19 protein-coding genes, 1 tRNA gene and 1 pseudogene are annotated in these 25518 nt (G+C 38.3%); 10 read left to right on the top strand and 11 right to left on the bottom strand.

From position 1 onward, the window contains the following. Window positions 1-206: 206 nt before the first annotated feature. From VB797_RS01335 to VB797_RS01320, 4 genes are all read right to left on the bottom strand, one after another. A complete protein-coding gene (locus tag VB797_RS01335; RefSeq protein ID WP_323235823.1) occupies window positions 207-2129 on the bottom strand; it encodes an SUMF1/EgtB/PvdO family nonheme iron enzyme in 1923 nt (640 codons plus the stop codon). 22 nt (window positions 2130-2151) lie between these two features. Beyond that, window positions 2152-2559: a hypothetical protein gene (locus VB797_RS01330; RefSeq protein ID WP_323235822.1), complete on the bottom strand. Its 408-nt coding sequence runs from the start codon at window positions 2557-2559 to the stop codon at window positions 2152-2154. Between the two features lie 294 nt (window positions 2560-2853). After that, window positions 2854-4113 (bottom strand): MFS transporter, encoded by a 1260-nt coding sequence (locus VB797_RS01325; RefSeq protein WP_323235821.1) that lies wholly within the window; start codon window positions 4111-4113, stop codon window positions 2854-2856. A 254-nt stretch (window positions 4114-4367) separates the two neighbouring features. Continuing rightward, a complete protein-coding gene (locus VB797_RS01320) occupies window positions 4368-4916 on the bottom strand; it encodes a hypothetical protein (protein WP_323235820.1) in 549 nt (182 codons plus the stop codon). Window positions 4917-5365: 449 nt separating this feature from the next. Between VB797_RS01320 and VB797_RS01315 the strand changes: the two genes are divergently transcribed. Then, window positions 5366-6481, top strand: a complete 1116-nt coding sequence (locus VB797_RS01315; protein ID WP_323235819.1) for a ferrochelatase — start codon at window positions 5366-5368, stop codon at window positions 6479-6481. Window positions 6482-6746: 265 nt separating this feature from the next. Next, window positions 6747-7859: a precorrin-8X methylmutase gene (locus tag VB797_RS01310; RefSeq protein WP_323235818.1), complete on the top strand. Its 1113-nt coding sequence runs from the start codon at window positions 6747-6749 to the stop codon at window positions 7857-7859. A 180-nt stretch (window positions 7860-8039) separates the two neighbouring features. Here VB797_RS01310 and VB797_RS01305 read toward each other — a convergent pair whose 3' ends face one another. The 3 genes from VB797_RS01305 to VB797_RS01295 all read right to left on the bottom strand — a co-directional run bounded on the left by VB797_RS01305 (window position 8040) and on the right by VB797_RS01295 (window position 12561). Continuing rightward, the gene (locus VB797_RS01305; protein ID WP_323235817.1) at window positions 8040-8738 is read right to left on the bottom strand and encodes a hypothetical protein; all 699 of its coding nucleotides are present in this window, start codon (window positions 8736-8738) and stop codon (window positions 8040-8042) included. A gap of 19 nt (window positions 8739-8757) precedes the next feature. Beyond that, window positions 8758-11922 (bottom strand): HsdM family class I SAM-dependent methyltransferase, encoded by a 3165-nt coding sequence (locus tag VB797_RS01300; RefSeq protein ID WP_323235816.1) that lies wholly within the window; start codon window positions 11920-11922, stop codon window positions 8758-8760. A 210-nt stretch (window positions 11923-12132) separates the two neighbouring features. Continuing rightward, the gene (locus VB797_RS01295; protein ID WP_323235815.1) at window positions 12133-12561 is read right to left on the bottom strand and encodes a MerR family transcriptional regulator; all 429 of its coding nucleotides are present in this window, start codon (window positions 12559-12561) and stop codon (window positions 12133-12135) included. Window positions 12562-12726: 165 nt separating this feature from the next. On the opposite strand from VB797_RS01295, the gene VB797_RS01290 reads away from it, so the two are divergent. Next, complete coding sequence (locus VB797_RS01290) at window positions 12727-12939, top strand: hypothetical protein (protein WP_323235814.1); 213 nt, start codon at window positions 12727-12729, stop codon at window positions 12937-12939. Between the two features lie 337 nt (window positions 12940-13276). On the opposite strand, the gene VB797_RS01285 is transcribed toward VB797_RS01290, so the two are convergent. Then, a tRNA-Val gene (locus VB797_RS01285) sits at window positions 13277-13350 on the bottom strand. 235 nt (window positions 13351-13585) lie between these two features. Here VB797_RS01285 and VB797_RS01280 point away from each other — a divergent pair. Together VB797_RS01280 and VB797_RS01275 are read left to right on the top strand one after the other, a co-directional pair. Continuing rightward, a pseudogene (locus VB797_RS01280) lies at window positions 13586-14458 on the top strand (AAA family ATPase); the annotation flags it as partial. Beyond that, entirely contained in the window at window positions 14438-15868 is a 1431-nt protein-coding gene (locus VB797_RS01275; RefSeq protein ID WP_323235994.1) for a ribulose bisphosphate carboxylase small subunit, read from the top strand. The pseudogene VB797_RS01280 and the gene VB797_RS01275, both read left to right, overlap by 21 nt. A gap of 93 nt (window positions 15869-15961) precedes the next feature. Here the strand turns inward: VB797_RS01275 and VB797_RS01270 are convergent, their stop codons facing one another. Both VB797_RS01270 and VB797_RS01265 read right to left on the bottom strand, forming a co-directional pair. Continuing rightward, window positions 15962-17323, bottom strand: coding sequence for a DUF2330 domain-containing protein (locus VB797_RS01270; protein WP_323235813.1), 1362 nt, complete (start codon window positions 17321-17323; stop codon window positions 15962-15964). Window positions 17324-17351: 28 nt separating this feature from the next. Then, window positions 17352-18173 (bottom strand): RnfABCDGE type electron transport complex subunit D, encoded by an 822-nt coding sequence (locus tag VB797_RS01265; protein ID WP_323235812.1) that lies wholly within the window; start codon window positions 18171-18173, stop codon window positions 17352-17354. A gap of 363 nt (window positions 18174-18536) precedes the next feature. Between VB797_RS01265 and VB797_RS01260 the strand changes: the two genes are divergently transcribed. The 3 genes from VB797_RS01260 (at window position 18537) to VB797_RS01250 (ending at window position 19812) form a co-directional block, all read left to right on the top strand. Beyond that, complete coding sequence (locus VB797_RS01260) at window positions 18537-18989, top strand: hypothetical protein (protein WP_323235811.1); 453 nt, start codon at window positions 18537-18539, stop codon at window positions 18987-18989. 120 nt (window positions 18990-19109) lie between these two features. Then, complete coding sequence (locus VB797_RS01255) at window positions 19110-19517, top strand: DUF433 domain-containing protein (RefSeq protein WP_323235810.1); 408 nt, start codon at window positions 19110-19112, stop codon at window positions 19515-19517. A 49-nt stretch (window positions 19518-19566) separates the two neighbouring features. Next, window positions 19567-19812 (top strand): hypothetical protein, encoded by a 246-nt coding sequence (locus VB797_RS01250; RefSeq protein WP_323235809.1) that lies wholly within the window; start codon window positions 19567-19569, stop codon window positions 19810-19812. Between the two features lie 128 nt (window positions 19813-19940). Here VB797_RS01250 and VB797_RS01245 read toward each other — a convergent pair whose 3' ends face one another. Beyond that, a complete protein-coding gene (locus tag VB797_RS01245) occupies window positions 19941-22154 on the bottom strand; it encodes a recombinase family protein (RefSeq protein WP_323235808.1) in 2214 nt (737 codons plus the stop codon). A gap of 89 nt (window positions 22155-22243) precedes the next feature. Between VB797_RS01245 and VB797_RS01240 the strand changes: the two genes are divergently transcribed. Both VB797_RS01240 and VB797_RS01235 read left to right on the top strand, forming a co-directional pair. Further along, on the top strand, window positions 22244-23587 hold the full coding sequence (locus tag VB797_RS01240; protein ID WP_323235807.1) for a proton extrusion protein PcxA: 1344 nt from the start codon (window positions 22244-22246) through the stop codon (window positions 23585-23587). 267 nt (window positions 23588-23854) lie between these two features. After that, window positions 23855-25414, top strand: a complete 1560-nt coding sequence (locus VB797_RS01235; RefSeq protein ID WP_323235806.1) for a cytochrome P450 — start codon at window positions 23855-23857, stop codon at window positions 25412-25414. The last annotated feature ends 104 nt before the right edge of the window (window positions 25415-25518 follow it).

Genomic DNA, 25518 nt, shown 5'->3' with positions numbered 1-25518 from the left:
CGTAACCCAACATCATGATTGTGGATAGTATTGTGAAATATTCGCTAGTTAATATTGGGTTACGACACGATAAATAAAGATTTTTATTACAAACAAAATTAGGTTTTCGTGTCTAACACAACCTACTAACTTTATTTTAAAAAATCGAGTCGCCTTGAGGCGACAGAAAAGGAAGGGTAAAGAAAAAAGAGGAAAAGTATAAAGGGCTACTGAAGAATCCTCCCGACGGCACACACCACACGAAAACCAATAATGTTGACATTGAAATCGCGGGAATAATAGAAGTAGCGAGACGCAGAACGGCAGAGTACAGGATAGTTGACCCAAGAACCGCCCCGCAGTACTTTAGAAGAATTATCACTATCTATCCATGCACTACCATCTATCGGCGCTCCATCATAGTTATCATGCCAATTATCAAGACACCATTCCCAAACGTTCCCGTGCATATCGTATAAACCAAAAGCGTTAGGCGGAAAGTGTCCTACTGGAGTGGTTTGTTCACGATATTCTTCTTTAGGTTCATCAACAAAAGTTTTGCTTGCATTGTAATTTGCTAATTGACCAGTAATAGTTTCGCCAAAATGAAATGTAGTAGTAGCAGTAGTACCACCACGACAAGCATATTCCCATTCTGCTTCACTGGGAAGACGATATTGCTTACCCGTATGCTTTGATAATCTGGCACAAAATTCAACCGTATCGTCCCAAGAAACGTATTCGACAGGACAGTTGTCTCGTCTAGACATAGATGGATTTGTTTCTAAATCACGGTTAATTTTAGGTAAAACAGCAATTTTTCGCCATTGTGCTTGAGTCACAGGGTATTTACCCATGAAAATTTCTGGAACAGTTACTTCATGTTGCGGTTTTTCTTTGTTATTTCCTTGCCCTTCTGGCGAACCCATCATAAATTTACCAGTAGGGATGTAAACCATATCCAAGTTGACACCATCTCCTAAATCTTCAGAAAAATATTCGGCTCGGCGTTTTTCTCGGTTAACTTCCTCACCTTGTTTATTTACCGTTATTACATCAAATTGGAAAGTTGGTAGCTGAGTTTCTTGAGTTGATATGTCTTCTCGTGACGAAGTTACTGGCTGAGTAATTGAAATATTGGGTTTGGAATTTGTTGTAGTGCGTTCGCGTAGCGTGTCCGTAAGGACAGCATCTTGCTCGCTAGGGTTAACTACAGCATATTGCTCACTAGGATTAATAACATCTCTCCCACTACGATTAATACATACAGCAATCCTTTCAATCGCATCAAAAGCCTCTGAGTCATAACCCACAGCAGCTACAACTCTTTTCCACAATTGCTTTGCTAACAACAAATCTTTGTTTTCAGCTTGATATGCTTGATTCTTCAACAAAAGCACATCTTGAAGTCTTGCAACTTGCTTTAACAAGATAAAATACATCTTGTAAGGTGGTTCTGCTTTTAAATAAGGATTCTGTAGCTTTTTCCCATATCTAGAATTTACCTCCGGGACATTATGACGTAAATATTGGTCAAGACGCTCAACCGTAGCGCAATTAAACTCACCCTGTAACTGCAAACCTTCTAACAGCGTATGAGTAAACGCACCATGCTGCAACTCATCAATTTCCCAAGAAGGTTGATTCGCAGTACAGGAATAAAAAGTAATTACTCCCTTATGTTCTCCCCCAATTCCCAACCCACTGCGACTACCTTCGTCACGACAAGCATCAATTAACAAAACTACATTATCGGCACCGCAGCGACGCAATCTTTGCACTACATAGTCAACCGAGATTGCAGTTTTATCCACCGCTTGAGGGTCGCTATCCAAGAACATCAAATAATCTTGGTCTTTAAATCTAATACCATGCCCAGCAAAGAAAAACCAGAGATTATCTTCTGGTTGCAATAAAGGTTCTTCAAACTGAACATTTAAAAATCGCAAAAAACGAGCGTGGGTAGGTTGAGTTGCGATCGCAGGGTTAGCGGGAATCTTAGGAGAATTTTCGGTAAACAGAAAAACTTCATCAAATCCGGCTTCCTCAAACCAATGCTGCATCACCTCAGCATCTCGCTGAGCATATTTGAGCGGTTGGAGATTATCGTAGTTGTTAATGCCGATCGCGATCGCCCAATTTTTTCCCATCTTGCGTTCCAATTATCCGCCTTTACTTCCGCTTAAACTTAAAAGTCATTGCACCTTTACCTCCAGCCTTTCCACCACCAATTCCCAACAAGCTAATTTGTCCTTCCCCATTAATTTCCACCGACAACTCGACTTCATCAAGCTGCATTTTAGAACTTGGCTCATCTGCTTCATCAAGCATTTCTCTCATCGCTTGCAAAAAGCCCTTCATCTCTTCTTTAAGCCTTGCTACCTCTACAGGTTTTCTTTTAGCAATAACTATTCCTTCTTTACCTTTTCTTATAACTATATCTCCCGCATCTCCTCCACCAATTCTGCCTCCAGTATCGCGACTTCCATCACGACTACCTTGGTTATCGTCTTGAATTGGTATTGAGGATGTATCTTCGGTAATAATCCAAATTTTTTCTGGAGTTTGAATTTCTGGCATTGGCTAAGTGTTGGGAATTTTACTTGTATATATTAATTACCACATTTCACTTGGCACGAGTGGGATAGTTGGTCTTAATTCTAACTAAACCGCCGTATTGCTCCCCTCTCCTTACCAAGGAGAGGGGAAGGGGGTGAGGTTCCGCCAGTGTATTCAATTTAAACTAGTACTCTATGAAAATGTAATTGTGATATATATTGCTTTACGTTTAGATATAAACTGTAATTTATACTTACACGCATAATATACAACTTAACTAAAAACTAATAAATTCTTCTTTCTCAATTCCCCAAATTAAATCACATCTTTCAAAACTTTACGGGTATTATGCCAAGCCCAAACACCAATAGTGGCAACTATAATGCTCATTCCTACAAGAACGTTTCGCAAACCAAAATAATTCGTCAATCTTTCAGTAATTAAAAGTGGTGCTGTTAAGGCAATATTGACAGCATGATTTTGAAAACCGAATATCTTCCCGTGCATATCTGGAGGTGTTTGCTGCTGGATTAATGTTTGCATCGGTACCGCAATTAAAGCTGCACCAAGACCTAATAAAACACTTAATGCTAAAGCTAAAGGTAAATTACGAATAAATGTAAATACCCCTAACACAAATGCCATACTTAAAAAGCCGAATAAAGGTAAAGGTTTGTGATGGAATCTTTCACCCCAATGACCTAAAATACCGGCACCTAAAACCATTCCGACACCTGCTGCTGCTAGGAAAAAACCAAATTGTTTTTCTTGTAAACCGAATTTTTGCGCCAATCTAATCGACAATGCAACTAAGGCAGCAAAAACACAATACAGTGCAGTCAATTGCACCATTGCGTTCATGATTAAACGCTTTTTCTTTAGATAGCGTAAACAATCTTTAAATTCTTTTAACGGATTAACTTTTTCTCTTTCAACAGTAGACTTTTGTTTTTTTAACTTTATCGGTACTTTAATTAGTGTAGAGATTAGATATAACCCACCGACAATAAATTCCTGTCCGTATCTTTCTCCCAGCCAGCTTTTACCTAAATTTAATAAAGGGTCGCCTACAGCAAAGCCTATTATGATAGCGCCCATCATAGTACTTGTAAATAGTGCATTAGCAGCCATCAAATTTTCTCGCTCCACCAAAATTGGTACAGCTGCTTGCTCTGCTGGCGCGAAAAATTGCACAATTACAGAGTTAGCAAAAGTGATTGCTAATAAAATCACAAATTCTCTTGGTAAAAATGGAATTGCGATCGTCAGAAGTCCCCGCATTAAATCCGAACCAATCATAATCGGCTTTTTAGGGAAGCGGTCAACAATAATACCACCAAACGAGCCAAGTAGAATCGCCGGTAAAGTAAACGCGAGATACAAATCCGCACGTCTACCATCTTCAACTACTCCTACTGCAAGCGGGTACTTTTCGAGCAGTGCAATTGTTAATACAAAAAAGATTTTGTCTGCTAGCTGACATATAATTTGTCCGATCCAGACCAGCATGAAATTACGGTTTTTGAGTACCGCACCAAATCCTTTATTTACAGCAGCAGGTTCAGTTGGAAACATTCTTTCAATAGGGGTTAAAAGTAAGTTAGGAGTTAAAAGTTAGGAGTTAAAAGTTAGGAGTTATGGGTTACAGGTTAGGAGTTATATGTTTTAGAATTATCAACGTAACGATAGTAGTCTTAGCAATCAATTCACATTAAATAAGAGTTATAAATTTGATTTTTAATTCCTAACTCCTCACTCTTAACTCCTAACTTATAAATTCTCCTCCCGTTCCTCTTCGAGCATTTCCGGACTAATTAACTTCATAACGTTTAAATAATATTTTTGATAAATTCCGCTGCACTCAGGGATGTCAAAGATTCTTCGGATGGTGAACTTACCCAATATCCTTCGACAGTTGATGGCGATCGCCACATTTCTAAATGGTCTACTGCGGGTTGTGCGTAAAAGTTATTATTACCGCTACCGAGCAAACAAGAACTCCAGTGAGTGAAGTAATCATGACTCATCCGATAGATCGGAAAATTACCGATCGTAGGTACCATCCATCCATCTATAGCAATAAAAGCCTTAACATTACCTCCGCAAATCTGCCACAAATTTGCAGCCGCGATCGCTCCTACGACACCAGCACTAAAACTGATGAACACAAGAGGTGATTCTAGCTTATCTCCCAAGTTTTCGTGTAAAAACTGCCAAATATGAAATCCTGATAAAGCAGATAGATTATTTGCCCTAAATTCAAGTATATTTACTGAGTCATGATTATTTAGGTCATCAGAAACTGCTTCTAATAAACCTCTAACAAAGCTTTGAGTCAAGCTTGATTCGTGAATTCCAGGACAAATAATTATGTTCATCGGTTTTTAGCTGACTGATTGACAAATCAACCGTTTAACAGTTTCAACAGTCAATAATATAACTTTGTAATCGAAAAATACTTAGAAAACAAGTATCCACAAACTACCAACAAGTATTTTTGATTATTTTTTATTGTTTTTATAGTTTATAGGAATAATGCAAAAGCCCGGTTTTTCGTAAAAGTGTAGTTTCCCACTCCCCATTTCCTATTCCCCATTCCCCATTCCCTATTCCGCACTCCCCATTCCGCACTCCCCATTTCCTATTCCCCATTCCCCATTCCCTATTCCCTCTCAAAACAAAAAGTAAACTTTTCTATCGAAAAATAAAGGGTTATGTAATTAAAAATCTAAATATATAATTTTAGGCATCTCATCCCCTAGTAGGGGATAATTACCTATACTGGAAAAATATAACGTTCTATCTAGGTTGCATAGAGGAATTAATTGTGGTAGCTACACCAGAAAAAGTCGAATATACCAAAGAGCATCTACCAGAACAGAACCGAGTTGCCGTATTACTTATGGGCTACGGTGAAGTAGAAAGTTACGAAGATTTTGCCAACTATAACGAGCAAGCTTTAAATCTACTTACAGCAAAGTTCGCGCCAGTACCAACCTGGATTTATCCGCCTCTAGCAAAGATGCTAGCGATATTCGATCTTCACGAATGGGGACATACACACAATAATTTCGTTTCACCCCACAACGCCATCTTTGAAAAGCAACGTGCTGGAATTGAACAACAATTGCAGGAAAAATGGGGCGACAAAGTACAGGTTTTCAAGGCTTTCAACTTCTGCGCTCCTCACCTTCCCAATCAGGTTTTAGCAGAAATACACAATCAGGGCTTTGATAAACTTCTGATTTATCCTTTACTAGTAGTCGATTCCATCTTCACCAGCGGTATCGCTTTAGAGCAAGTTAATAATGCTTTATCCGAAACATCCAATGGTAGCGAGCATTGGGTAAAAGCACAGCGCTACATTCCTTCTTTCTACAACGAACCCAAATACGTCAAGTTGATGGCGAAACTTGTAGAACAAAAGATATCTGCCGAATTAGCTAACGCTTATCTCCCTTCGGAAATTGGTATCGTGTTGATGAATCACGGTTGTCCTCACAAAGCTAAAGGATTCACTTCCGGAATTACCGAATCTCAGATACTTTACGATTTAGTCCGCGAAGAATTAATCAACCGCTATCCCTTAATCTCGGTTGGTTGGCTCAATCACGATACACCTTTGATTGAATGGACTCAACCCAACGCAGAGCAAGCGGCTAAAAACTTGATTCAAATAGGTGCAAAAGCATTAGTATTTATGCCTATCGGCTTTGCTACCGAAAATCACGAAACTCTCTTAGACGTACATCACATTATTCATAACCTTGAGAAAAAGCACAAAAATCTCAACTGCATTCAGATGGATTGCGTCAACGAGCATCATGAATTTATGATTATGGCTGCTGAATGGGCAAATTCTCATATCGAAGATTTATTGTCAGAAGAAGCAGCAGTTGTTAATCGCACGCAAGCTACTCATCATCATCACCATCATCATTAATTAAAATTGGGCATGGGGAAATGCTTTTAGAAATAAAATAACTCTTGCGGGGTGGGCATCTTGCCCGCCCTTTATTTTGTAAACCTGTAATACTGGTTCCCAGACTCCGGCTGGGAAACCATTATAGAAGGTTCTGCCTTCGGAAGCATTAAAGAGAGGCGGAGCCTCTGGAAATGCATTCCCAGCCTGGAGGCTGGGAACGAGTTAGGCTGGGAACGAGTCAATTACCAATTCCCCAATTCATCATTTCAGTTAAAATACAGAAATGACTAGCAAACACCTAACAATCAAACAACTTACGCTCATTGTTGGCGGTGGTTTAACTCCCAGGATGGTTAGGCATTATCACCAGTTGGGGTTACTACCAGAAGCAACACGTTCCTCCGGGAATTATCGTCTGTATACTGATGCTGATGTGCAGCAATTACGGCGCATTTTGGCGTTGAAATCTCAGGGTTTTCAACTAGAAGATATTCGCGAGTTGTTGGATTCTCCGGAGGTGATGAGTTTCGATGCTTTGGCTGACCAGTTGCAGCAACAGTACAATTCGGTGACAGAACAGCTAGCGCGGTTGCGACAAACAGCGTCGGCTTTGGAAGAATTTTTAGATCGGGATAAAGATTGCCAGGATACCCAATTACAGGCTTTAGAACAATTAAAAAAGGTAGAAATAGAATCAGCTTTTGGATTGCAAGATTTAGAACAACTTTGGGATGGTTTGGATGCAGCGCGTAACTTTCAGCCTGAAGATTTGAGCGAGTCACTGCAAAAAATATTACCGGATTTATCAAAGAAAAACGAAATTGAAAGGGATTTACTTTCCAAGTTGGTGTTTGCTTGTGGCGATGTCAGTCTGGTAAATTTTGTCAAATTAAGTAAAGGTGCCATAATTTCGGCAAGACACAACCTCAAAGCTGATTGCGAAATTGTCGCTGATGTTTCCCCAGTTGTAGCGGCGATCGATCATACACGGATAGCACATTTAGGTGCAAGAGTCAATACTTTAATTGACGACCCTCATATTCACAGCGTTGATGAAGCAGAAAGAAAGTTTTGGCAAAATCAAGAATGGTTCGATAAGTTAAAGCAGCTAAAACCGGGGTGTATTTTAGTGATTGGTTATGCACCGTCAGTGTTAATGTCAGCCTTAGAACTTATAGAACAAGGTCAATTAAAACCATCTTTGATTATCGCAATGCCTATCGGTTTTAGTCACGCTCCAGCAGCCAAACGTCGATTAATGCATTCGAGCGTGGAATATATTACTACTATCGGAACCCTTGGTGGTGGATTATTAGCGGCTGTGGCTTTAAATGCTTTAGTCGGTTCGTTGATTGAAAGACCGGATTGTCATTGTTATTTAGGTCATAGGGAATAGGGAATTGTACATTAACTAATTATTTGTCAATTTAACAAAATAATTGTTATATTATTCAAAATCGCTTAACCCCTGTCATTGCAATAACTATGGGAGGGATTTTGCTATTAACAGCAGTCACAGTGCTTTTAACTTTGATTCACAAATTAGATAAGGGTATTTGAGTAAGTTTTGAATTGATTATACTGAAGGTATATTATTAGTAGCTGTAGCAATTATTTTTAATAGTAAATGGTGACAGCGAAATTCAGCAGGATATGATTTTCCCGGAGGAACTAATCGCTGGTGATCTGAGGTTTTGTGGTCACGTTTTGGGAAATATGGATGATCATTTAATGTGCATGGTACTTTGGTTTCAATATTGCTAAAAACTTTGTTAGGATCACCAGAAAAAAGATAACCTAGCATTCCTCCTTGACTAGAAAAGGGTGCATATCGGCAAGTTATAAAGTTGTCTTTTATCTCTTTTATATATTCACCTACTGCCCCATCTGATTTCAAAACCTTAGCTTCTAAAGGCCAGATAATCCTCTCATTAGAGATTAGATAAAATGCAATATCATATTGTGGTGGTTGTGCTTGTGCTGATTGACTACTTTCTATTTCGTAAACTTCATGTTGAACATCAAATGGCTCATCTCCCGTCATCTTTTTACGAATTTTGCGCTCAAGAGATTGAGTGATGCTTCTTTCTAGCTGCTCCTTTGCTTCATCACAATTAATTTGTGATAGAATTTCAGAAACCAGCAAATCATATCCTTCCCAGACAAGTTTGACGAGAACTTTTATTGCATCATTGCTCCAACCTTTTGCTACTTCAACAAAGTCCGGTGTATCTTTCCAGCGCAATTCTGGAATTGTTTTACCTCTTCTAACCATTATATGACTCCTCTATAAGCTACGATTTTTTATCAAATGTTGTCCGCCACGTCATAATATCTGCGGCCACTTCATCAGCATCTCTTAAAGCCATAGAGCGAGTCCAATAACGAATTTTGTCAGGTTTTATCAAATAAATAGTAGGAATTTTCACCCCTTTCAATTCTACAGAATCATAAATCCTGGCAACACGCTGATAAAAGATACCACCATCTTCTATACTTCCTCTTTCCAGATACAACTTATTTAAGTTTTCCAAGCGTTCCATTAAAACAGCCGAGTCAATATGTTTAATATGAACACCTTCAGAATCAGGCTTATTAAGATAAATAGCCACTAAGCGAATAGGAAGAAGAGTGTTAGTTTGTTCCTGAAATATGGTGGCGCAAACTTGTTTATCTTGTCCAAATCCTGCTTTAAGAACTCGCAAGAAATACTCACAATATGCTGTAAGTTCAGGTTCAGTATTATTCTGAGATTGACTATTATCTATACGGTGAGTTCTTTTGCGTCCTGGAGAAGCACCATCTCCTTTAAAGTCTGGCAGAGTGTAATTGAATAGATCATTAATTAGCACCCATTCACTATCTTTAAATTCAAAAGCTAGTCGTATGCGCTCATCTATATCATCAATTGTTTTTATATTATGTAATTCTCCTACCGATAGTTTAGGTATTGGCACACGCAGTAAATCCCTTGGTTTTATTTCAGGAATATATGATGCAAAACGACCATTTGAAAGTAGTAGATAATAGACAGCTAATTTACTTTTGTAGCTCAGACAAGCTGCTTCTAATATTAAAGAGTTTTCTTCGGCAACGTGTACACTGACATAGCTACCAGAGCAAATAATTCCTTCATTAGTTCCATCTAATTCAGTTAGTTCTGCTCTAAATCGTTTATTTTCTACTAGCCAGCTTTGCTTGATTATTAATTGTGGTAAATTGAAAGCATCTATTTTTGTTGATCTTCCTCGTTCAGCGTAGGGATCTTGATTAATAGGAAAATCATTTTTATTAATACGAATAAGTTTATTTTTTGGGAAATTTTTCGTTTCTAAAATTCGTCTATTTAAAAGATGATTATACCTTTGTTTATTAGTACCTCTAATTATTCCCTGACTAGTAATAGCAATATTATTATTCTCTAATTGTGTAAGATTATTAAATCTACTTAATCTCCTAACAAGATTCAGATCGCGTCTTCCTCCCCACATTAAAGCTGTCCAAACTAATGGATCTGTTATTGCCTCTTGTGGGTAAATTATATTAATATAATCTGGCTCAATTACTATATGATAGTCATCCTCATTTGTCATAACGGGCTTGGGACAAATGTATGTCAAAGGCTCACCATCAGGAGGTATTGCTGACATAGTAATGATACAAGTTGGAGAAATAGCATCTTTAAAAAGTCCAAAACGTAATGCAGACAAATTAACTATTTCTTCTATTTTGAAATCTGAAAAGAGAGTATTACGGAATATCTGAGCAGGTTTACTTTGATTAAAAATCAAAGCCATTGCAGGTTGCATCATTGCGATTTGCCCACCCAATTTAGTTAAAGCAGCAGCTTTTGGTAGAAAGAAAAGGCCAATATTACCATAAGAAGTATTCCATTTATTCCGATTTTCAGGTCTATTTTTCCAAGAATCTATGTATAAAGATTTCTTTATAGAATTTTTACCCCAGGGTGCATTACCAACAACTAAATCATATTTAGCAGCATCTTCAACAGAACGAAAACCTTCTTTATCTTCTTGAAAAAAATCAGCAGCAATTAATTGACGTTCACGTAATCTAGGAAAGCGAAACTCATTCTCCCAATAATATTGAGGTTCAACTTTATCAAGCATGGTTAAATAAAGACTAAAAGATGCTACTCTTACTGCTTGTGCATCTACATCAACACCAAATAAATTATTTTCTAGTAAATATTTTAAATCACTTGGCTGAATTGTTTTTGGATGAGCTTGTTCCCATCTATGAATTAAACGTTGGAATGCTTTAACTAGAAAAATTCCTGAACCACAAGCAGGATCAAGAATCTTGATATCCCATTCCCGACTATCCCAAGGTAAAACACCATCTAGTACAAAGTCAACTATATGTTCTGGTGTGTAATGAACTCCTGTGCCAGATTCTTTACTAACAAACTCCTCATATATACTGCTAATAAACTCTAAAGGTATAACGTCAAAATGGTAGTATGGCCATAGACTTAATTGTCCAGTTTCAATGTCTACATCACCATTGACAAAATCAGCAAGTATATTTAGATGAGGTTGTTTAACTTTTTGTTCTTCTGTTTGCCATTCAGCTTCACGTTCTTCTTCGGTAGCACCTTTACCTGGGAATAAATCACCATTGAACTTGCCGTTGAGCCAACGGAAAAATTGGTAAGTATCTCTATGATTTCTTAATATGTCAGCTAAATGAGAGTATTTAGTCGATAATTCACCAATTCTATATAAATAATCCAGTAAAGTTGTATTTAAGGCAGGATTACCTTCAGAATCTTGACGGTCAAAAAGGAATTGAATGAAAATAATTCTTGCTAATAAATCATGAATTGTGTCATCATCAAGTTCATTTTTTTGAAGTTTTTTCCGAACACTTTTCAGATTTTTCAATAGCATCTGGTCAGCGGCTTTTTTTCGTTGAAATCGCTGCCTATGTTCTTGAAAAAATTGACCTGATACTAAATCAGCCCAGTGTAACCGCAAAGTTTCAGCAGCTTGACCTGAAAGAGATACCTGATTAAATGACTCAATTTCCCGTTTAGAAACATTAATTACGGGCTTGATAATATCTTTTTCTTTTGGAGGTTCTTCGTAGCACGTCCAAATTCTTAAGCGATTAGGTTCTGTTGTAATTAGTGATGGTGTACGAGAAAAACTCCAAGCAAGTTGATAAGTTTTTCTCAGTGTGTCTTCTGAAACTTCTGTGGGAAAGTCGCACACCAGAGCAATAGGTGTTTCTGTTGAGTCACCTTGAGGATTTGCCGACAGCACGCCTATTTGCACAGCATGACCATCTGAAAGTTTGCTGATAGTTCTACTTAGTTTTTCCCTAGCAATTCGTGCATAAACACTTGGACCAGCACCAGATGGCTCCAAAATTTCTTGTGGAGTTGGCCAGTGAAGCTTTTCATGTGCTAGTTCAAGTAGTCCAGACTGTGACATTCCGTTTTTTACGCCGCATTAATAGTATAGTTTCACATTTCAACCATCACATTGCCATGAATTGATTGATATTTTTCAAGAGTACAGGAGTATTATCCACTGCTGCAATAATAATATTTAAATATAGTTCATAAAATTTTATTTAGAGTGAACACACTTTCATTAAAAGCAAGCTATGCCCGCAATATACAGTATGGTGCGACTTCAGTTTTAATGAGCCAATTTACTAGTTAACCTCTGATAAATAACATCTAACCACACGGGAATCACAGCTTTACCTTCATCCAGAGATGCGATCGCAATCTGCAAATCAAACTCCACAAGTCCCAATTTCCCATTTTTCTCATCCCACCACAACATAAAACGTTTAGGGACTTTCTCATCGCTAGTAAAAACTAGTCCCTCATCCTTCAGTCTTTTAACCGTTGCAGCAGCCACCTCAAAATTTAAACCCACTCCCAGACAATATTCCATCACCTCCGAGCGGGAGTAATAAATACTACGTCCCGTCCCCGTATCACCAATTGTAGGTACAACTACCCCCTTCTCTTTTAAGTGTTGGTTGATAGGTGATTTTGGTAGGTCTGCCAAAAATGCTTCCAGAAGTATTGATAAATAAGGGATTGGAGGCGTTAGCATAATTGTTGTTTCGTCTTCCCAAAAGAGCCGAACCCAAATAATTTTGCTTAAGTACTTATTTTGAACATAACAATTCATTTTTTATGTTAATTATCCAGAGTGCCTATTGGTCAATAATTTGTTAACCATGACACTAATCTGTTAACAGTGACAAATAATTAGTTAATGTACAGTAATTTCGAGAAAATTAACTATCAAAAAAATATTCAGGAATGTTGTGAAGAAGTTGAGCAGATAGTCATCGACCTTTACAAAAAAGGAATTTATCCTACTGAAGCTAAGGTCTCAGAGATAATCTCTCGACCAGGATTTTTTCGATATAAGCAAGTTAGAGATGCTTTACTTAGTGTAAGAAGAAAATTAGGACTTCAATCATAAGCACGGAAAAACAAATTGCAGGCGCTACAAGAATTTTTGAGGAAGTAACGTGAAAAATCAAAAAGTTATACAATTGTAATTTAAGTAAGTGAGCGGGAATAAACCGCGAGCTATGTAACAGAATGTAAACTAAACCAAAAAAGCCTATCTAACCGGAATTCGGGCTTGTTTACAAAATGAAATGTAGTTATGTTTTTTTTGAGCCGACTTACTTAAATGCATCGAACATAATTGGAACCATAAGCTTGCCACATTCTATTGGAAGCATAAGCTTGCCGTTGCGGCAAAGTTATGGGTAAAGTCACACAACTGAATTCCCCAGCTATTCCTGCAAAAATGGACGTAACTGGATTCGAACCAGTGACCTCTACGATGTCAACGTAGCGCTCTAACCAACTGAGCTATACGTCCGAAACTTTATTGTATATAGCATACATCCAATCGCGATCGCAACATATAAAGGATAGTTTGTTTTCTATTTGCATCCTAGAACAGGAAATAATGAGGATATGCTGAAAAAAAGAATTAAATAAAAACATAGCGATTATAAGTACTCTATCGGACTTAGCACATAAAAATACATGAAAAATAGTAGCCATAAAAATCTAACATAGTTATGAGAGTGTTAAATTTATCGTTTTATTACATGAGCTACTATATTTCTCCGCGTTTTGAAGATAAACTTGCTGTTCACATTACTAAAAACTATCTCGACCTTCCCAATGTTCGAGTACCTTTGATTTTAGGTATTCACGGACGTAAGGGTGAAGGAAAATCTTTTCAATGTGAATTAGTTTTTGAAAAAATGGGTGTGGAAGTAACTCACATCTCTGGTGGTGAATTAGAAAGTCCGGATGCAGGAGACCCAGCACGTTTGATTCGGCTGCGCTATCGGGAAACTGCGGAATTGATCAAAGTGCGCGGTAAAATGTGCGTGTTAATGATCAACGATTTGGATGCAGGTGCCGGACGTTTTGATGAAGGTACTCAGTACACGGTGAATACGCAATTAGTTAACGCTACATTGATGAATATTGCCGATAATCCCACCGATGTACAGCTACCAGGTAGTTATGATTCTACCCCTTTGCATCGCGTTCCAATAATTGTCACCGGGAACGATTTCTCTACTTTATACGCACCGTTGATACGTGATGGGAGAATGGAAAAATTTTACTGGGAACCCAATAGAGATGACAAAATTGGCATTGTAGCCGGAATTTTTAGCGAAGATGGTTTTTCAAAGCAAGATATAGAAAAGCTGGTTTCGCAGTTTCCCCATGCAGCAGTTGATTTTTATAGTGCATTGCGATCGCGAATTTATGACGAGCAAATTCGTCATTTTATCCATAACAAAGGAGTTGATAAAGTATCTTCCCAAGTAGTCAACAGCAACAATATTCCATCATTCAAAAAACCGAAATTAGGTTTATCAGATTTGATGGAAATGGCTAACTTGATGCTCAACGAGCAAAAACACGTTGATGATTCGCATTTAGTGGAAGAATATAATCGCGGTGCTTTACGGCATCAAAAGCATTTTGTCCCGCACACTGACCAGACATCAGTGTATCAAGCTAGACCTACAGCCAACTTTGACGGGGCATCACCCGTGTATCAAGCCAGACCAACAGCTAACTTTGACGGGGAACCAGTACCGACTTACCACGCAAGACCCAGCCATCAAACACAAGCGGAAGCCGTACACATACCCGAAATTCCATCCTATCGTCAATTAGAATCAGGTAGAACCCGCAGTGAAGGTAGAAATCCTAACAATTTCGGCCATGATACGCAAACAGCAATTACCCATGTCGGGCCAGAAATACTCAGCTATATGCAGAAAATTTTGGCATCGGGGAACCATCTGAGTATAGAATATGCCAACCAAGACAAATTCAGTAAAGGTGAGTGGCAAAGATTCTCAACTCACGAGATTGATGATATGGCTGATGCGATCGGAGATTTGGAAAGATGTCTAGTCGCTCATAATGAAGATTATGTGCGTGTAGCTGGAATCGACTACAAAACCAAGCAACCAGTCATGGGAACCGTAATTCAAAACCCCAACGAAAAAAATAGCGGTTCGACTTTCCGTTATCCACCTACACCTACATATCCTAACAAACAGCTTCAAGGTGATTCAACCTTCCGCTATCCACCTACAGCTAAACTTGCTCCTAGCGAGCAAAGTAGCGGTTCAAGTTTCCGCTATCCACCCACACCAACACCATATTCCAACCAGTTAAATAGCGGTTTTGATTCACCTAAAGTTGAACCTATTAACGAACAAAGTACTGATTCGACCTTTCATTATCCACCCACACCCACTGAATATTCCGAACAGATAGGTGGTTCAACTTTCCATTATCCACCAACAGCTGCTCCTCATTACAGCGAACAAAGTAGCGACTCAACTTTCCATTATCCACCAGCAGCCAAAACCTATAACAACGAACAAGGTAACGATTCAACTTTCCATTATCCACCAACTAAGACCTATCATAACGATTCAACTTTCCGCTATCCACCTACAACTACAGTGACTCCGTTCCCCGCTCCCCATACATCAGTAGATAACTATACTGCAAGGACTAATACTGGTACCTCACAAGGTAATCAATATAATGCACAGGTATCTTCAGCCCATGTAGCACTAGAAACTTTAGAGCAAATGCGGGAAATTTTAGCTTCAGGAAACCATATCGGTATAGAATACGTAGACCAGCGTCGATTCAGCACAGGTTCTTGGAAGAGTTACGCAGGACATCAAATAGAAGATATGGCAGATGCGATCGCAACTTTGGAAGCGTGTTTAGTCGAACATAACAACGACTACGTGCGTATTTTCGCCATAGAACCCCAAGCTAAGCGACGGTTAACAGAAATAATGGTTCAACGTCCTGATGGTCAAATTGTTCGCAGATAATAGCTGATAATGTAGAGACGTTGCAGTGCAACGTCTCCTAAATTAATTTAGCTGAAACAATAAACCGCTATCTTACTTACCTGATAATTGACTCTACATTCCCAACAAAGAAAGAAAACTTTGCCACAATGAAATAGTTACTTGTCCTTCAAGCTTCATTTTCTTGCGAATATCTTGAATATTCCAATTAGTTAATTTAGCGAGAGATTGCGCTTCTTGTTCAAAACGCTTTCGTAAAGACCTTTGATATTGTCTACCCGCAGAACAATTAGTTTCACCAGTAAAAGGATGCTGCAAAACATAACGTCCTTGGAAATTATCGCGATTGGAAGTTTCCTGAAACATCAAATCTTCAGGGAATTTATCACGGGTATAACGAACGTGTAAACGAGTTACAAATATGTCACTAGAAGGTGGACGACGAAAATTAGGAGGTGCAATTTCACTCGAATCATTCAACCAAAATACACCTGCATCTTTAAGCTCTTCTTGATTCAGTGGTTCAGCAGAACAAGGGTCGCAATTACCCATATCCCAAGCATATTCTAGAAACGCAACCTTTTTGTCTTCCTTGGTATAGGAAGTTTGGAACATCGATTTATAAAAGTCGCCGAATTCTTCTTTAACATATACAGGAATATTAACGTCAGAAGGGACTTTTACCGTGCGGTAGTTGGTGAGTTCAGTTTGTCCTTTTGGTGAAAGCACGTAAGCAATTAAATCTTGTTCCGATGTTGAATTAACCATTCCTAAACGAATCGGTAGCATAAACTTAGGAGATTCGTAAGAAATTTGTAAAGGACGAAGTTTTTGATAGCCGTTTTCGTCAAACTTTTCTAAATTGACTTTAGCAACAAAGAATTTCATCTGTTGACGAATATAAGGATTTAACAACTGTTTTGCACCTCTAGGAATCCGATAACCATTACCACGCAACCACCTTTCTAACCCTTTAGATTCCTTCGCGCTTAAGATCACAATATCGTATTCACCCACATTAAACTGAGCTTCTACAGTCACACCCAAATTACTGTTACTTGTTTTTCTTGATTGAGTGATTGGTGCTGGAGCAGACATAGGTGCATTTTCTAATGCTCGGTCTTGGTAAACAGGAGCGCAAGGGTCTTCATCAAAATATTCAACTAATCGAGGTGCGCTAAAAGCATCCAAACGTTCAATTATCTTCGGTTTGGCTACAATTACTTGTTCTTCTTTTAACACCGTCGGAACGGGTACTACCATTGCAAAATCTTTCACATCACCCTGATAATCATTAGCCATAGTCAGCACCGTGCGATTATCTTTACGGGCAATAACTATCTGAGAAGCCTTGTTATACAGCTTTGAATCTGCTTTAGCAACATAAAAACCACAAAAAGCCAAAGCAGAAGGAGTAAACCCAACAAGAATCACAAAAGCTAGAAATACTGAAATTAATAAACGTTGTAGTTTCATAAAATACATTTAGGTCAAAGGTTAAAGGTTAAAGGTCAAAGGTTAAATAACTGTTCACTGATTTGCTCCATTTAAAGCGCGATGCTTTCCAAAGAATGTCAAAAAGTACGGTCAGCGGTGCGATCGCAAATAATGCCCAAAATACTGCTGTGGGAAGATAAAAGTTGTTTCGTAAAATAAAGGTAACTAGGGCAATGCAGGCAGCCCATATTACCCGTCCAATGCGGGAATTGGGGATAGAACGAGGGTCAGTTACCATAAATAAGGCAAACAGCAATAAAGAACCACTCATCAAGCGATGCCAATAAACATCCCAAGTCCAACTCAGCCAGAAATTGCGTACAGCCTCTAATAAAGCATAAAACCCTAAAAAAGCTGCCGTAGTGTCCCAGCGTCCGATACGATGCAAAATCATTCCACCTGTGCCGATAAATAGCATTCCATACCACCAGTCTTCCCCCCACTGTCCTGGAGACACCCAAGCGTCAGGAGTTAGTACTAATGCAGAAATAATGCCAAAATTGGCAGGGTTGAAAAAATGCTTATCCCCGAACTTGAAAACAAACTTACTAGCGATCGCCATTGCAGCAGCAAAAATCATCGTGGTGGGATAATCGGCTCGTAAAAGTAAGCTGATTCCCAACGATGTAATTAAAGGACTGCGAATATTTGTTTTATGTTCATGTTCTGTGTCAGTCGCAAATGTCAAAAACCATTGCGTTGCTAAACTGGTCGCAATTACAACCAGAATCATCGACGGTTTTAGCGTCCAATCTCTCGTACCTATACCTAAAACAAGGAACAGGGAAAGATATAGTATTTGATAGTCGCGTATATCTTTAAACAACATTACCCGTTTATTCCGGGATTACTCCTAAAGTTATCCTAATCTAAACGATAAACAAGAAAATTGATTAGATGGTTACAGAATTTGTTACGAAACCAGATGATTTGTGTAAAGTTACTCGTTTTGATACAGCAACTAACCGGGAGTATCCCAAATTTGAATAAATAATTTATCCGACACCCTAGAAGGGTGCGGCTACAAAAACGAAGCCCACCTGCGTGGGCTGACAATTTTCGTAACCCACCTGCTTATAGGCTGCGGGCTTTGTGCGAAATTGGGATGCTCCCAAATAACCTACTATTTCCGGTAGATGGAATCTCAGTAATAATGTTGTATCCTAATGCGTGTTTGTCTAGGATAAATACGATGAAATTTCTACTTAGTGGTGTAATCGTTACATTGGGGCTATTACCGATCGCCACACAAGCACAACAGCGATCGCTCAACACTCAAGTTGCAGTAATGGTAGAAGCGTTGCGATTAGCTGCACCAACAGGTTCTGCAAATGATGGATATTACAGCGAATGGCAAGTTAAACCAGAAACTTTGAAAAGCTGGTCAAAATTTTGTTTGAAAAAAGAAGTTACACCAGCAGAGTTTGAAAAAAATTCTCAATTAGCTCGTCAAGTCGTTAGCTGTATTACGCAACGAGAATTAAAAGGACAATTAGCAGCTACCAATAATAATGAAACAGCAGCCGTGCGTCGTACAGCTTGTTGGTGGATGACTGGTGAATATCAAGGTTGCGATCGTGGTTTTACTGCTGATTATGTAAAAAAAGTTTTGGGTTATTATCAGAAACCGAAACAAAGTACGTAATTTTTTTTTATTTGTAGTGATTTCGTAGGGTGTGTTGTCGCTTCAGCGCAACGCACCTTTATATTTTTTATAGTTGAGTTGCTTATTATAATATCTAGATAAACAGCAACAATTAATCCCATGACTGTAGCACCAATTCAATCAAAACAATATATTGAACTGCAAAACGAAAAGTACACAATTATAGGGACACGTATTTCTCTAGATTCAATTTTGTACGGCTTTTTAAATGGGGAATCTCCTGAAACTATTGCTCAAAACTTTCCGCAAGTTTCCCTCGAACAAGTTTATGGTGCGATCGCCTTTTATCTTGCTAACCGAGAATCAATTGATTCCTACTTAAAGCAAGGTGAGGCAGAGTTTGAAAAACTACAACAATCTTGTCGAGAAAATAACCCATCTCTGTATCAAAAGTTGCAAGCCGCTCAAATACTGCAAGAACATCCTTTAGCGAAGTTTGCTGGAATTTTAAGCAATTCTGAAGCTGGAGAATTACAACAAGCGATCGCGGCATTTGAGCAGATTTAAACATCTTAATACTGGTCAACAAGTATTTAATTCAATAGGAGAATCAACAATGCAAAGTATTAAATTAAAAAAACTTGTAGGGGAAGATGGTATTTTACATTTAGATATTCCCTTGGGAATGAAAGATAAAGAAGTAGAAGTAATGGTAATTTATCAGTCAGTTGAAACAACACAAACACCATCCGATTTAGGATATCCGCCCGGTTTTTTTGAACAAACTTATGGTAGCTGTCAAGATGACCCGATTGTTATTGATTCAGAGGGAGATTTTGAACAAAGGGAAGAACTTGCGTGAAATATTTGTTAGACACTAACGTTTGCGCTCGTTATCTTAATGGTAGGTCAGAAGCAGTAAGAGAATGCATCCGAGCAATAAGAAGATAGAGATAATTTGCGTCACACACCCTACAATATTAATAACTCCTAACTCTTAACTCCTAACTCCTCATTGTCCACCCCCACACAAGCATTCACCAAAGGTAACAGCGAACCAAGCTGCTCTTGTCCGTTTACTGCTAACTCGCTGTGACACAAATAAATTTTGTCGGAAACCCGAGCCAATAAATCCGCAATAATCCTTTCTAATCGCTCGTCTTCGGCTGATTTTTCATCTTCTGCACTCCAAGGTTGAGCAAATCTTTCTTGCAAAAAAAACATCGAACCAAATAAAGTTGCTGCACCTCCTTTTGTCCACAATGGTGAACCCACATCTAACCAAAAATGCCAGCTATGGGAATGACGCAAGGAACGGTATTGAAATATTGTCGCTAATGTAACTGCGTTTGCTAAAGGTCCGATGGGACGTATGGGATAAGGACTCGCGGTAACGGTTCCTTTTCGCAGCAATCCGATAAAATCGGCGATGGTTTTTGTTTTATCTTGTTTGTATACTGCTTCTTTTTCCCGTTCCTCTAAAGACTGGGAGGAATTCAAGCTAATTTTAGGTGAAGCATACTGATTTAATCTAGTATCAATTTCCCAGTAATGTTGAGCCGTTTCCAGTAATTGCCGCAGGATAGCGAGTTGTTCGTAGTTAGAATAGCCAGCGTCAGCGATAAAATATTCAATGGCACCGTACAGAAAAGAAACAGGAGTGGGAATTAAACGTTTTTCGTAATTCGATCGCTCTTGCTCCAACCACTTTAATATTTTTCCATAAGCAGTTGTGGCAGCGTAACCCAATCTATCCCACCTTTCAAATGTATCGACACTGAGTAAATTGGGGTTGTCTGGATGCGGTTGAAAGCAGTAGTCTGCAATTAATCCAGCCCTTACCGGGTCAATTTCATGATTATTGGGTTTGCGACTTAATACCACCAACATTTCCGCGATCGCATCTCGATCCAGCAAACGCCCCAAACCTGGATAAACTAATGTGATTAAAGTTAGTAAAGCACGAACAATCGGCGAACTAATTAAAGGACGCTGATCTTGCAGTGAATTAACCGCAATCCCGGCTTTGGTAAACTTTTCGATCAAAGCATAACGTGCGATCGCGTCTAAACCAGGAGCAATTATGGCGATTTCTTGGGGCTGTACTATCCCGGATTCAACTGTTTTAATGATTACCTCTGCCGTTTCTTGCAATAATGCAGCGCGGGAAGTAGTTTGAATTGACTGCACCGACAAAGGTAAACTCAAAAGTGTCATTGGTTCTGTGACCAATTGCGTCATTGAGTTCGAGAGCAAATCGGATAAAGATGAAACGGGTAGCTGAGTCAAAGTTTCCCTCTGACAATGTTGTGCTAAACCTTCCATGTAATTTGGATCTGCTCCCAATCCCAAACGGATGATTCCATCGGGGTTATAACTAAACGCTCCGACACCATCATCAAGAATCAACTCAAATAATTGACGCATCAGTGCAGGATAATCCTGTACGTCATCCGCTAAAACTGCTTGATAGCGTTTTTTAAGTCGAGAAAGATAATTGTTGTCCGACAATAAATTTTGACCGTAAAGTTCTGTAATAATTCCGTAAGTTAAAAAACCTTTATCCAAACACCAGCTACGCCAATCTAATAATAAAGATCCAATCAAATCTGGCTCTAAATTAGTAAAATTATCTTGTTGTGGTGATGATACTCTTGTCAAAACTTGAGAAATATCTTCACAACTAGTTCCGCTTAAAGCTGCTAACTGCATTAAGTCAAGAATACGGCGTACCAAACGAGACTGATTCATCCCGACACTACGCAAAATTTCTTCATCTAATCGAGAATTCCATAGCTTAGTTGCTAGTTCCTGCTCGGTTTCCGGACGCAATCTCACCGGAAATTGTGCTTTTAATGCCAACGATTCGATCAAAAGGGGCCAAAACAAAATTACTTCATCCTGAAAAAAACCTAAAGGTGTTTTTACTTTGACCGGATATTTTCCCCAGGTAGCAGTAACAATTTTGTCTGCCAATTCTCGGCGATTATCCCCATTTGCCGCAAACACTAAAGCTCCCAGTTCATTATGTTGTAGGTACAGGCTTTTTGGTATGCTCAGGGTATTTTTTCTTGATGGGTTAGTAGTATAAAATATTTCTTGATTTTGATCGCCATTGTTTACCCAAATACAAAATTGTTGCACTAAGCGTTCGGTCTTACCACTACGGCTAGGACCTTCAATCCAAAGCGAATGATTTAGCACAAACCGTCTCCTGATGATTTTGTTAAGATATTTAACAGCGTTAACGTCTGTTTTAAGAACCATTAAAAAAAGCTGGATGACTATTAAAAATGAACCAATTTTCTGTTAGCCAAAAAATTTACTTATATTTAGTGAAGGCTTACCAGTGGTACTTACGAACCCAGGAACGCTCTTTAGATGAAGCTTATAAAGCGGCATTACAAATTAAGGTCATAGAAGATGAACATTTTAATGGAAAAAAGATAGATATTAACTCTGTTACTTATAGCAGTAGTGTAATGGATTATTTTGAGTCCGATCTCAGACAACTTTTAAGAATTGTACGGATGAGATTGACGGAGTTTAAAGCTACTCGTTACTTACTTAATGAATCAAATCTAAAAGCAGCAAATAAGTTTGAGATTGAACATCCTAGTTCTGAAGTTGTTTTAGAAAAGTTAAGAATCATCGATGAAATAGTTGCTAAATATACGATACCGATTGTAGAACAAACTTTACCCCAATCCATAGTTCCACCTTCTAATCAATATTCTAGAATTATACCAAGTATTGAATCAGAAATAGTTCAAGCAAGAAAGGCAGATTTAGATAATATTAAATCGGCTAATCCTCCCAAAGGTAAAATGAATGCAACGGGAGTATTACCTCGTTCAATTTTTAATACATTCAATCGTTTACAGGTTGAACTAGATCCAAATGCCGAGCAGGATGTTGTGGAAAAATTCCGCAGTTCTCAAAGAAGAACAATTATATCGGTAAGATTTTTATTACTATTAATTATAGTACCTATTTTAACGCATCAAGTATCAAAAATAGTTTTAGTTAGTCCAATTGTTAATCATTTTAGAGGCGACGAACCGACTAAATTATTTATCAACTATGAGATGGAAGAAGAGGCATTATTAGAATTACAAAGATTTGAAGAAAAAATCAAATTTCAATCTATAATTAGTCGTGCGCCTGCCCTTCCTCCCCAAGAAATGGAGGAAAAAATAGAGAAAGAAGTAAAAGAGAAAGCATTGGAAATTGCTGAGGAATATCAAGTAAGCGGCAGCAATGCAATCAAAAACGTTTTTGCTGACATTATTTCTGTGTTTGCGTTTATCTGTTTTTTAGTGATTAGTAAGCGAGAAATAGCGGTTTTAAAAGAATTTATTGACTATGTAGTTTATGGTTTAAGCGATAGCGCTAAAGCATTCATTATTATTCTCTTTACCGATATATTCGTCGGATTCCACTCTCCTCACGGTTGGGAAGTTATTTTAGAAGGTATATCTCGTCATTGGGGTCTACCAGCAAATCACGAATTTATTTTCTTGTTTATCGCCACATTCCCCGTAATTCTGGATACTATTTTTAAATACTGGATTTTCCGCTATCTCAACCGTATTTCTCCTTCTGCGGTCGCTACTTATCGTAATATGAATGAGTGATTTGGGAATTGGGCATTGGAAAGTAAACAATTAAATAACCATAATAATATTATTTATCCTTATTTTATTAAAATGCGCTTAATAAAGTTGTTTATTTAGTTGATGCGGCAAAATTCATTATCATACGGAAGTTTTAGCAAATAAAAAAACAATAGTATCAATAAGTTTTATTGATTAGAATGGAACGAAAAAAAACATAAATAAATCTATATCTAATAAGGTAAAATCTAGATAAAATTAAGTTTTTATTTAAAAAAAATAAAATTTATGTTCCAGGATATTACTGCTCAGATTACTTTTCCTTCCTCATCTTTACAATTAGTCACAATTTTAGGCGTTACTGGTACATTGGGAATATTTAGCTGGCAGCGGTGGAAACAAAAAAACGCTTATCATGCTCTGCGATCGCTTCCTTCTCCCCCCAGACACTGGCTATTAGGAAATATTCCTCAAATATTAGCAGCAGTCAAACAAAAGAAATACTTTCAATTATTATTTGATTGGAGTAAACAGCTAGGTTCAATGTATGTTTACTGGACGGGTAGTCAACCAGTTGTTGTGTTGAGTAAACCAAAAGTCATCGAAGACACCATTGTTAATGGAATGAGAGACGGTAGTTTAGTTAGGGCTGAGCGGGCAACTAAAGCCTGGAATGACATCGGTGGACCGATTCTTTTAGGTCAACAAGGAACTGAGTGGCAATGGCGACGCAAAGCTTGGAATCCCGAATTCAGTTCTAGCAGTCTTTCCAAATATGTAGAAATTATCAGTCAAGCCTGCGAACAAATTATCGAGAAAATTCGGGAAGCTGAGTCATCAAAAGAGGTTCAGGTAGATCCTCTTTTTGTAGAACTAACAATGAGGGTGATTTCCCATATAGTCTTGGGTATTCCCGTGAACCCAAAAACCGCTAGTCCTGAAGGTCCACCCCTTGATGTGAAGAAGGTGTACGAAGCAATGTCTATCTTAAGTTATCGCTTTTTACGGGTAGCTACAGGTCAGAAAAAATGGGTAAAGTATCTACCAACTAAAGATTCACAAGATTATTGGGCGGCTAAAAAATATATAAATCAGTTCATTACTCCCCGTGTAGATTTGGCTTTACAGATAAGAGAACAAAACAACACCAATTTAGAAAAGGTAAGTTCTTTGTTCCAAGAATCAATGTTAGTGAAAATAGCTGCTAAAGAACCAAAATATAATCGGGAATCACTGATTGGAGAAGCTGTTGAACTTTTGCTAGCCGGTACTGACACAACAGCCCATACTTTGTCCTTTGCAGTCGCAGAATTATCTTTAAATCCCAGGGTTTTTCAGCAAGCACAGAGCATTGTTGACCAAGTTTGGCAAAATCAAGGTGCTATTAATATAGAAAGTTTCAAAGAATTAAGCTATATCAGCGCTATTATCAAGGAAACTTTGCGGCTTTATTCCATCGCTTCTGGCTCAACTGCATTAGAAGCTGAACGAGAATTTTCAATCGAAGGTCAGGTGATTCCTCGCGGTACGATAATATCGTGGTCAATGCTTGCAGCTGGGAGAGATCCAGAAGTTTATTCTCCCAAACCTGAAGAATTTATGCCGGAACGTTGGTTAGATAAAAGCAAGGAAACCACTCAACTGCCAATGATACATTTTGGCTCGGGTTCTCATCGTTGCTTGGGAGAGCATCTATCTATGTTAGAAGCAACCGTAATGCTCTCACTATTACTGCATCACTTCGACTGGGAATTAGTCAAAGGACGTTCATCTGTAGAAGATTTACAGCAGAACATTTTGATTTATCCTGCCGATGGAATACCAGTGCGCTTTAAGTTGAGGAAGTAGGAAATTTATTATTACAAAACTCTTGTGGGGTGGAGAGAACTTGATGGGGAGATGTTCTTCCCATCAAAATAAAAATGAAATGTGCTGCATATTAATTCCAAGGT

The sequence above is a fragment of the Rivularia sp. UHCC 0363 genome, from assembly GCF_034931125.1.
In the GTDB taxonomy this organism is placed as follows: Bacteria; Cyanobacteriota; Cyanobacteriia; order Cyanobacteriales; family Nostocaceae; genus Rivularia.
The sequence above is the reverse complement of the archived record's forward strand: the minus strand, read 5'-3'. Positions and strand labels throughout refer to the sequence as shown.

Bases quoted from the DNA above. Each gene is read 5' to 3' on its own strand.
- VB797_RS01305 (WP_323235817.1), bottom strand. From the start codon at position 8,738: ATGGTTAGAAGAGGTAAAACAATTCCAGAATTGCGCTGGAAAGATACA.
- VB797_RS01325 (WP_323235821.1), bottom strand. From the start codon at position 4,113: ATGTTTCCAACTGAACCTGCTGCTGTAAATAAAGGATTTGGTGCGGTA.
- VB797_RS01255 (WP_323235810.1), top strand. From the start codon at position 19,110: ATGACTGTAGCACCAATTCAATCAAAACAATATATTGAACTGCAAAAC.
- VB797_RS01300 (WP_323235816.1), bottom strand. From the start codon at position 11,922: ATGTCACAGTCTGGACTACTTGAACTAGCACATGAAAAGCTTCACTGG.
- VB797_RS01335 (WP_323235823.1), bottom strand. From the start codon at position 2,129: ATGGGAAAAAATTGGGCGATCGCGATCGGCATTAACAACTACGATAAT.
- VB797_RS01310 (WP_323235818.1), top strand. From the start codon at position 6,747: ATGACTAGCAAACACCTAACAATCAAACAACTTACGCTCATTGTTGGC.
- VB797_RS01320 (WP_323235820.1), bottom strand. From the start codon at position 4,916: ATGAACATAATTATTTGTCCTGGAATTCACGAATCAAGCTTGACTCAA.
- VB797_RS01235 (WP_323235806.1), top strand. From the start codon at position 23,855: ATGTTCCAGGATATTACTGCTCAGATTACTTTTCCTTCCTCATCTTTA.
- VB797_RS01250 (WP_323235809.1), top strand. From the start codon at position 19,567: ATGCAAAGTATTAAATTAAAAAAACTTGTAGGGGAAGATGGTATTTTA.
- VB797_RS01240 (WP_323235807.1), top strand. From the start codon at position 22,244: ATGAACCAATTTTCTGTTAGCCAAAAAATTTACTTATATTTAGTGAAG.
- VB797_RS01265 (WP_323235812.1), bottom strand. From the start codon at position 18,173: ATGTTGTTTAAAGATATACGCGACTATCAAATACTATATCTTTCCCTG.
- VB797_RS01270 (WP_323235813.1), bottom strand. From the start codon at position 17,323: ATGAAACTACAACGTTTATTAATTTCAGTATTTCTAGCTTTTGTGATT.
- VB797_RS01330 (WP_323235822.1), bottom strand. From the start codon at position 2,559: ATGCCAGAAATTCAAACTCCAGAAAAAATTTGGATTATTACCGAAGAT.
- VB797_RS01290 (WP_323235814.1), top strand. From the start codon at position 12,727: ATGTACAGTAATTTCGAGAAAATTAACTATCAAAAAAATATTCAGGAA.
- VB797_RS01260 (WP_323235811.1), top strand. From the start codon at position 18,537: ATGAAATTTCTACTTAGTGGTGTAATCGTTACATTGGGGCTATTACCG.
- VB797_RS01295 (WP_323235815.1), bottom strand. From the start codon at position 12,561: ATGCTAACGCCTCCAATCCCTTATTTATCAATACTTCTGGAAGCATTT.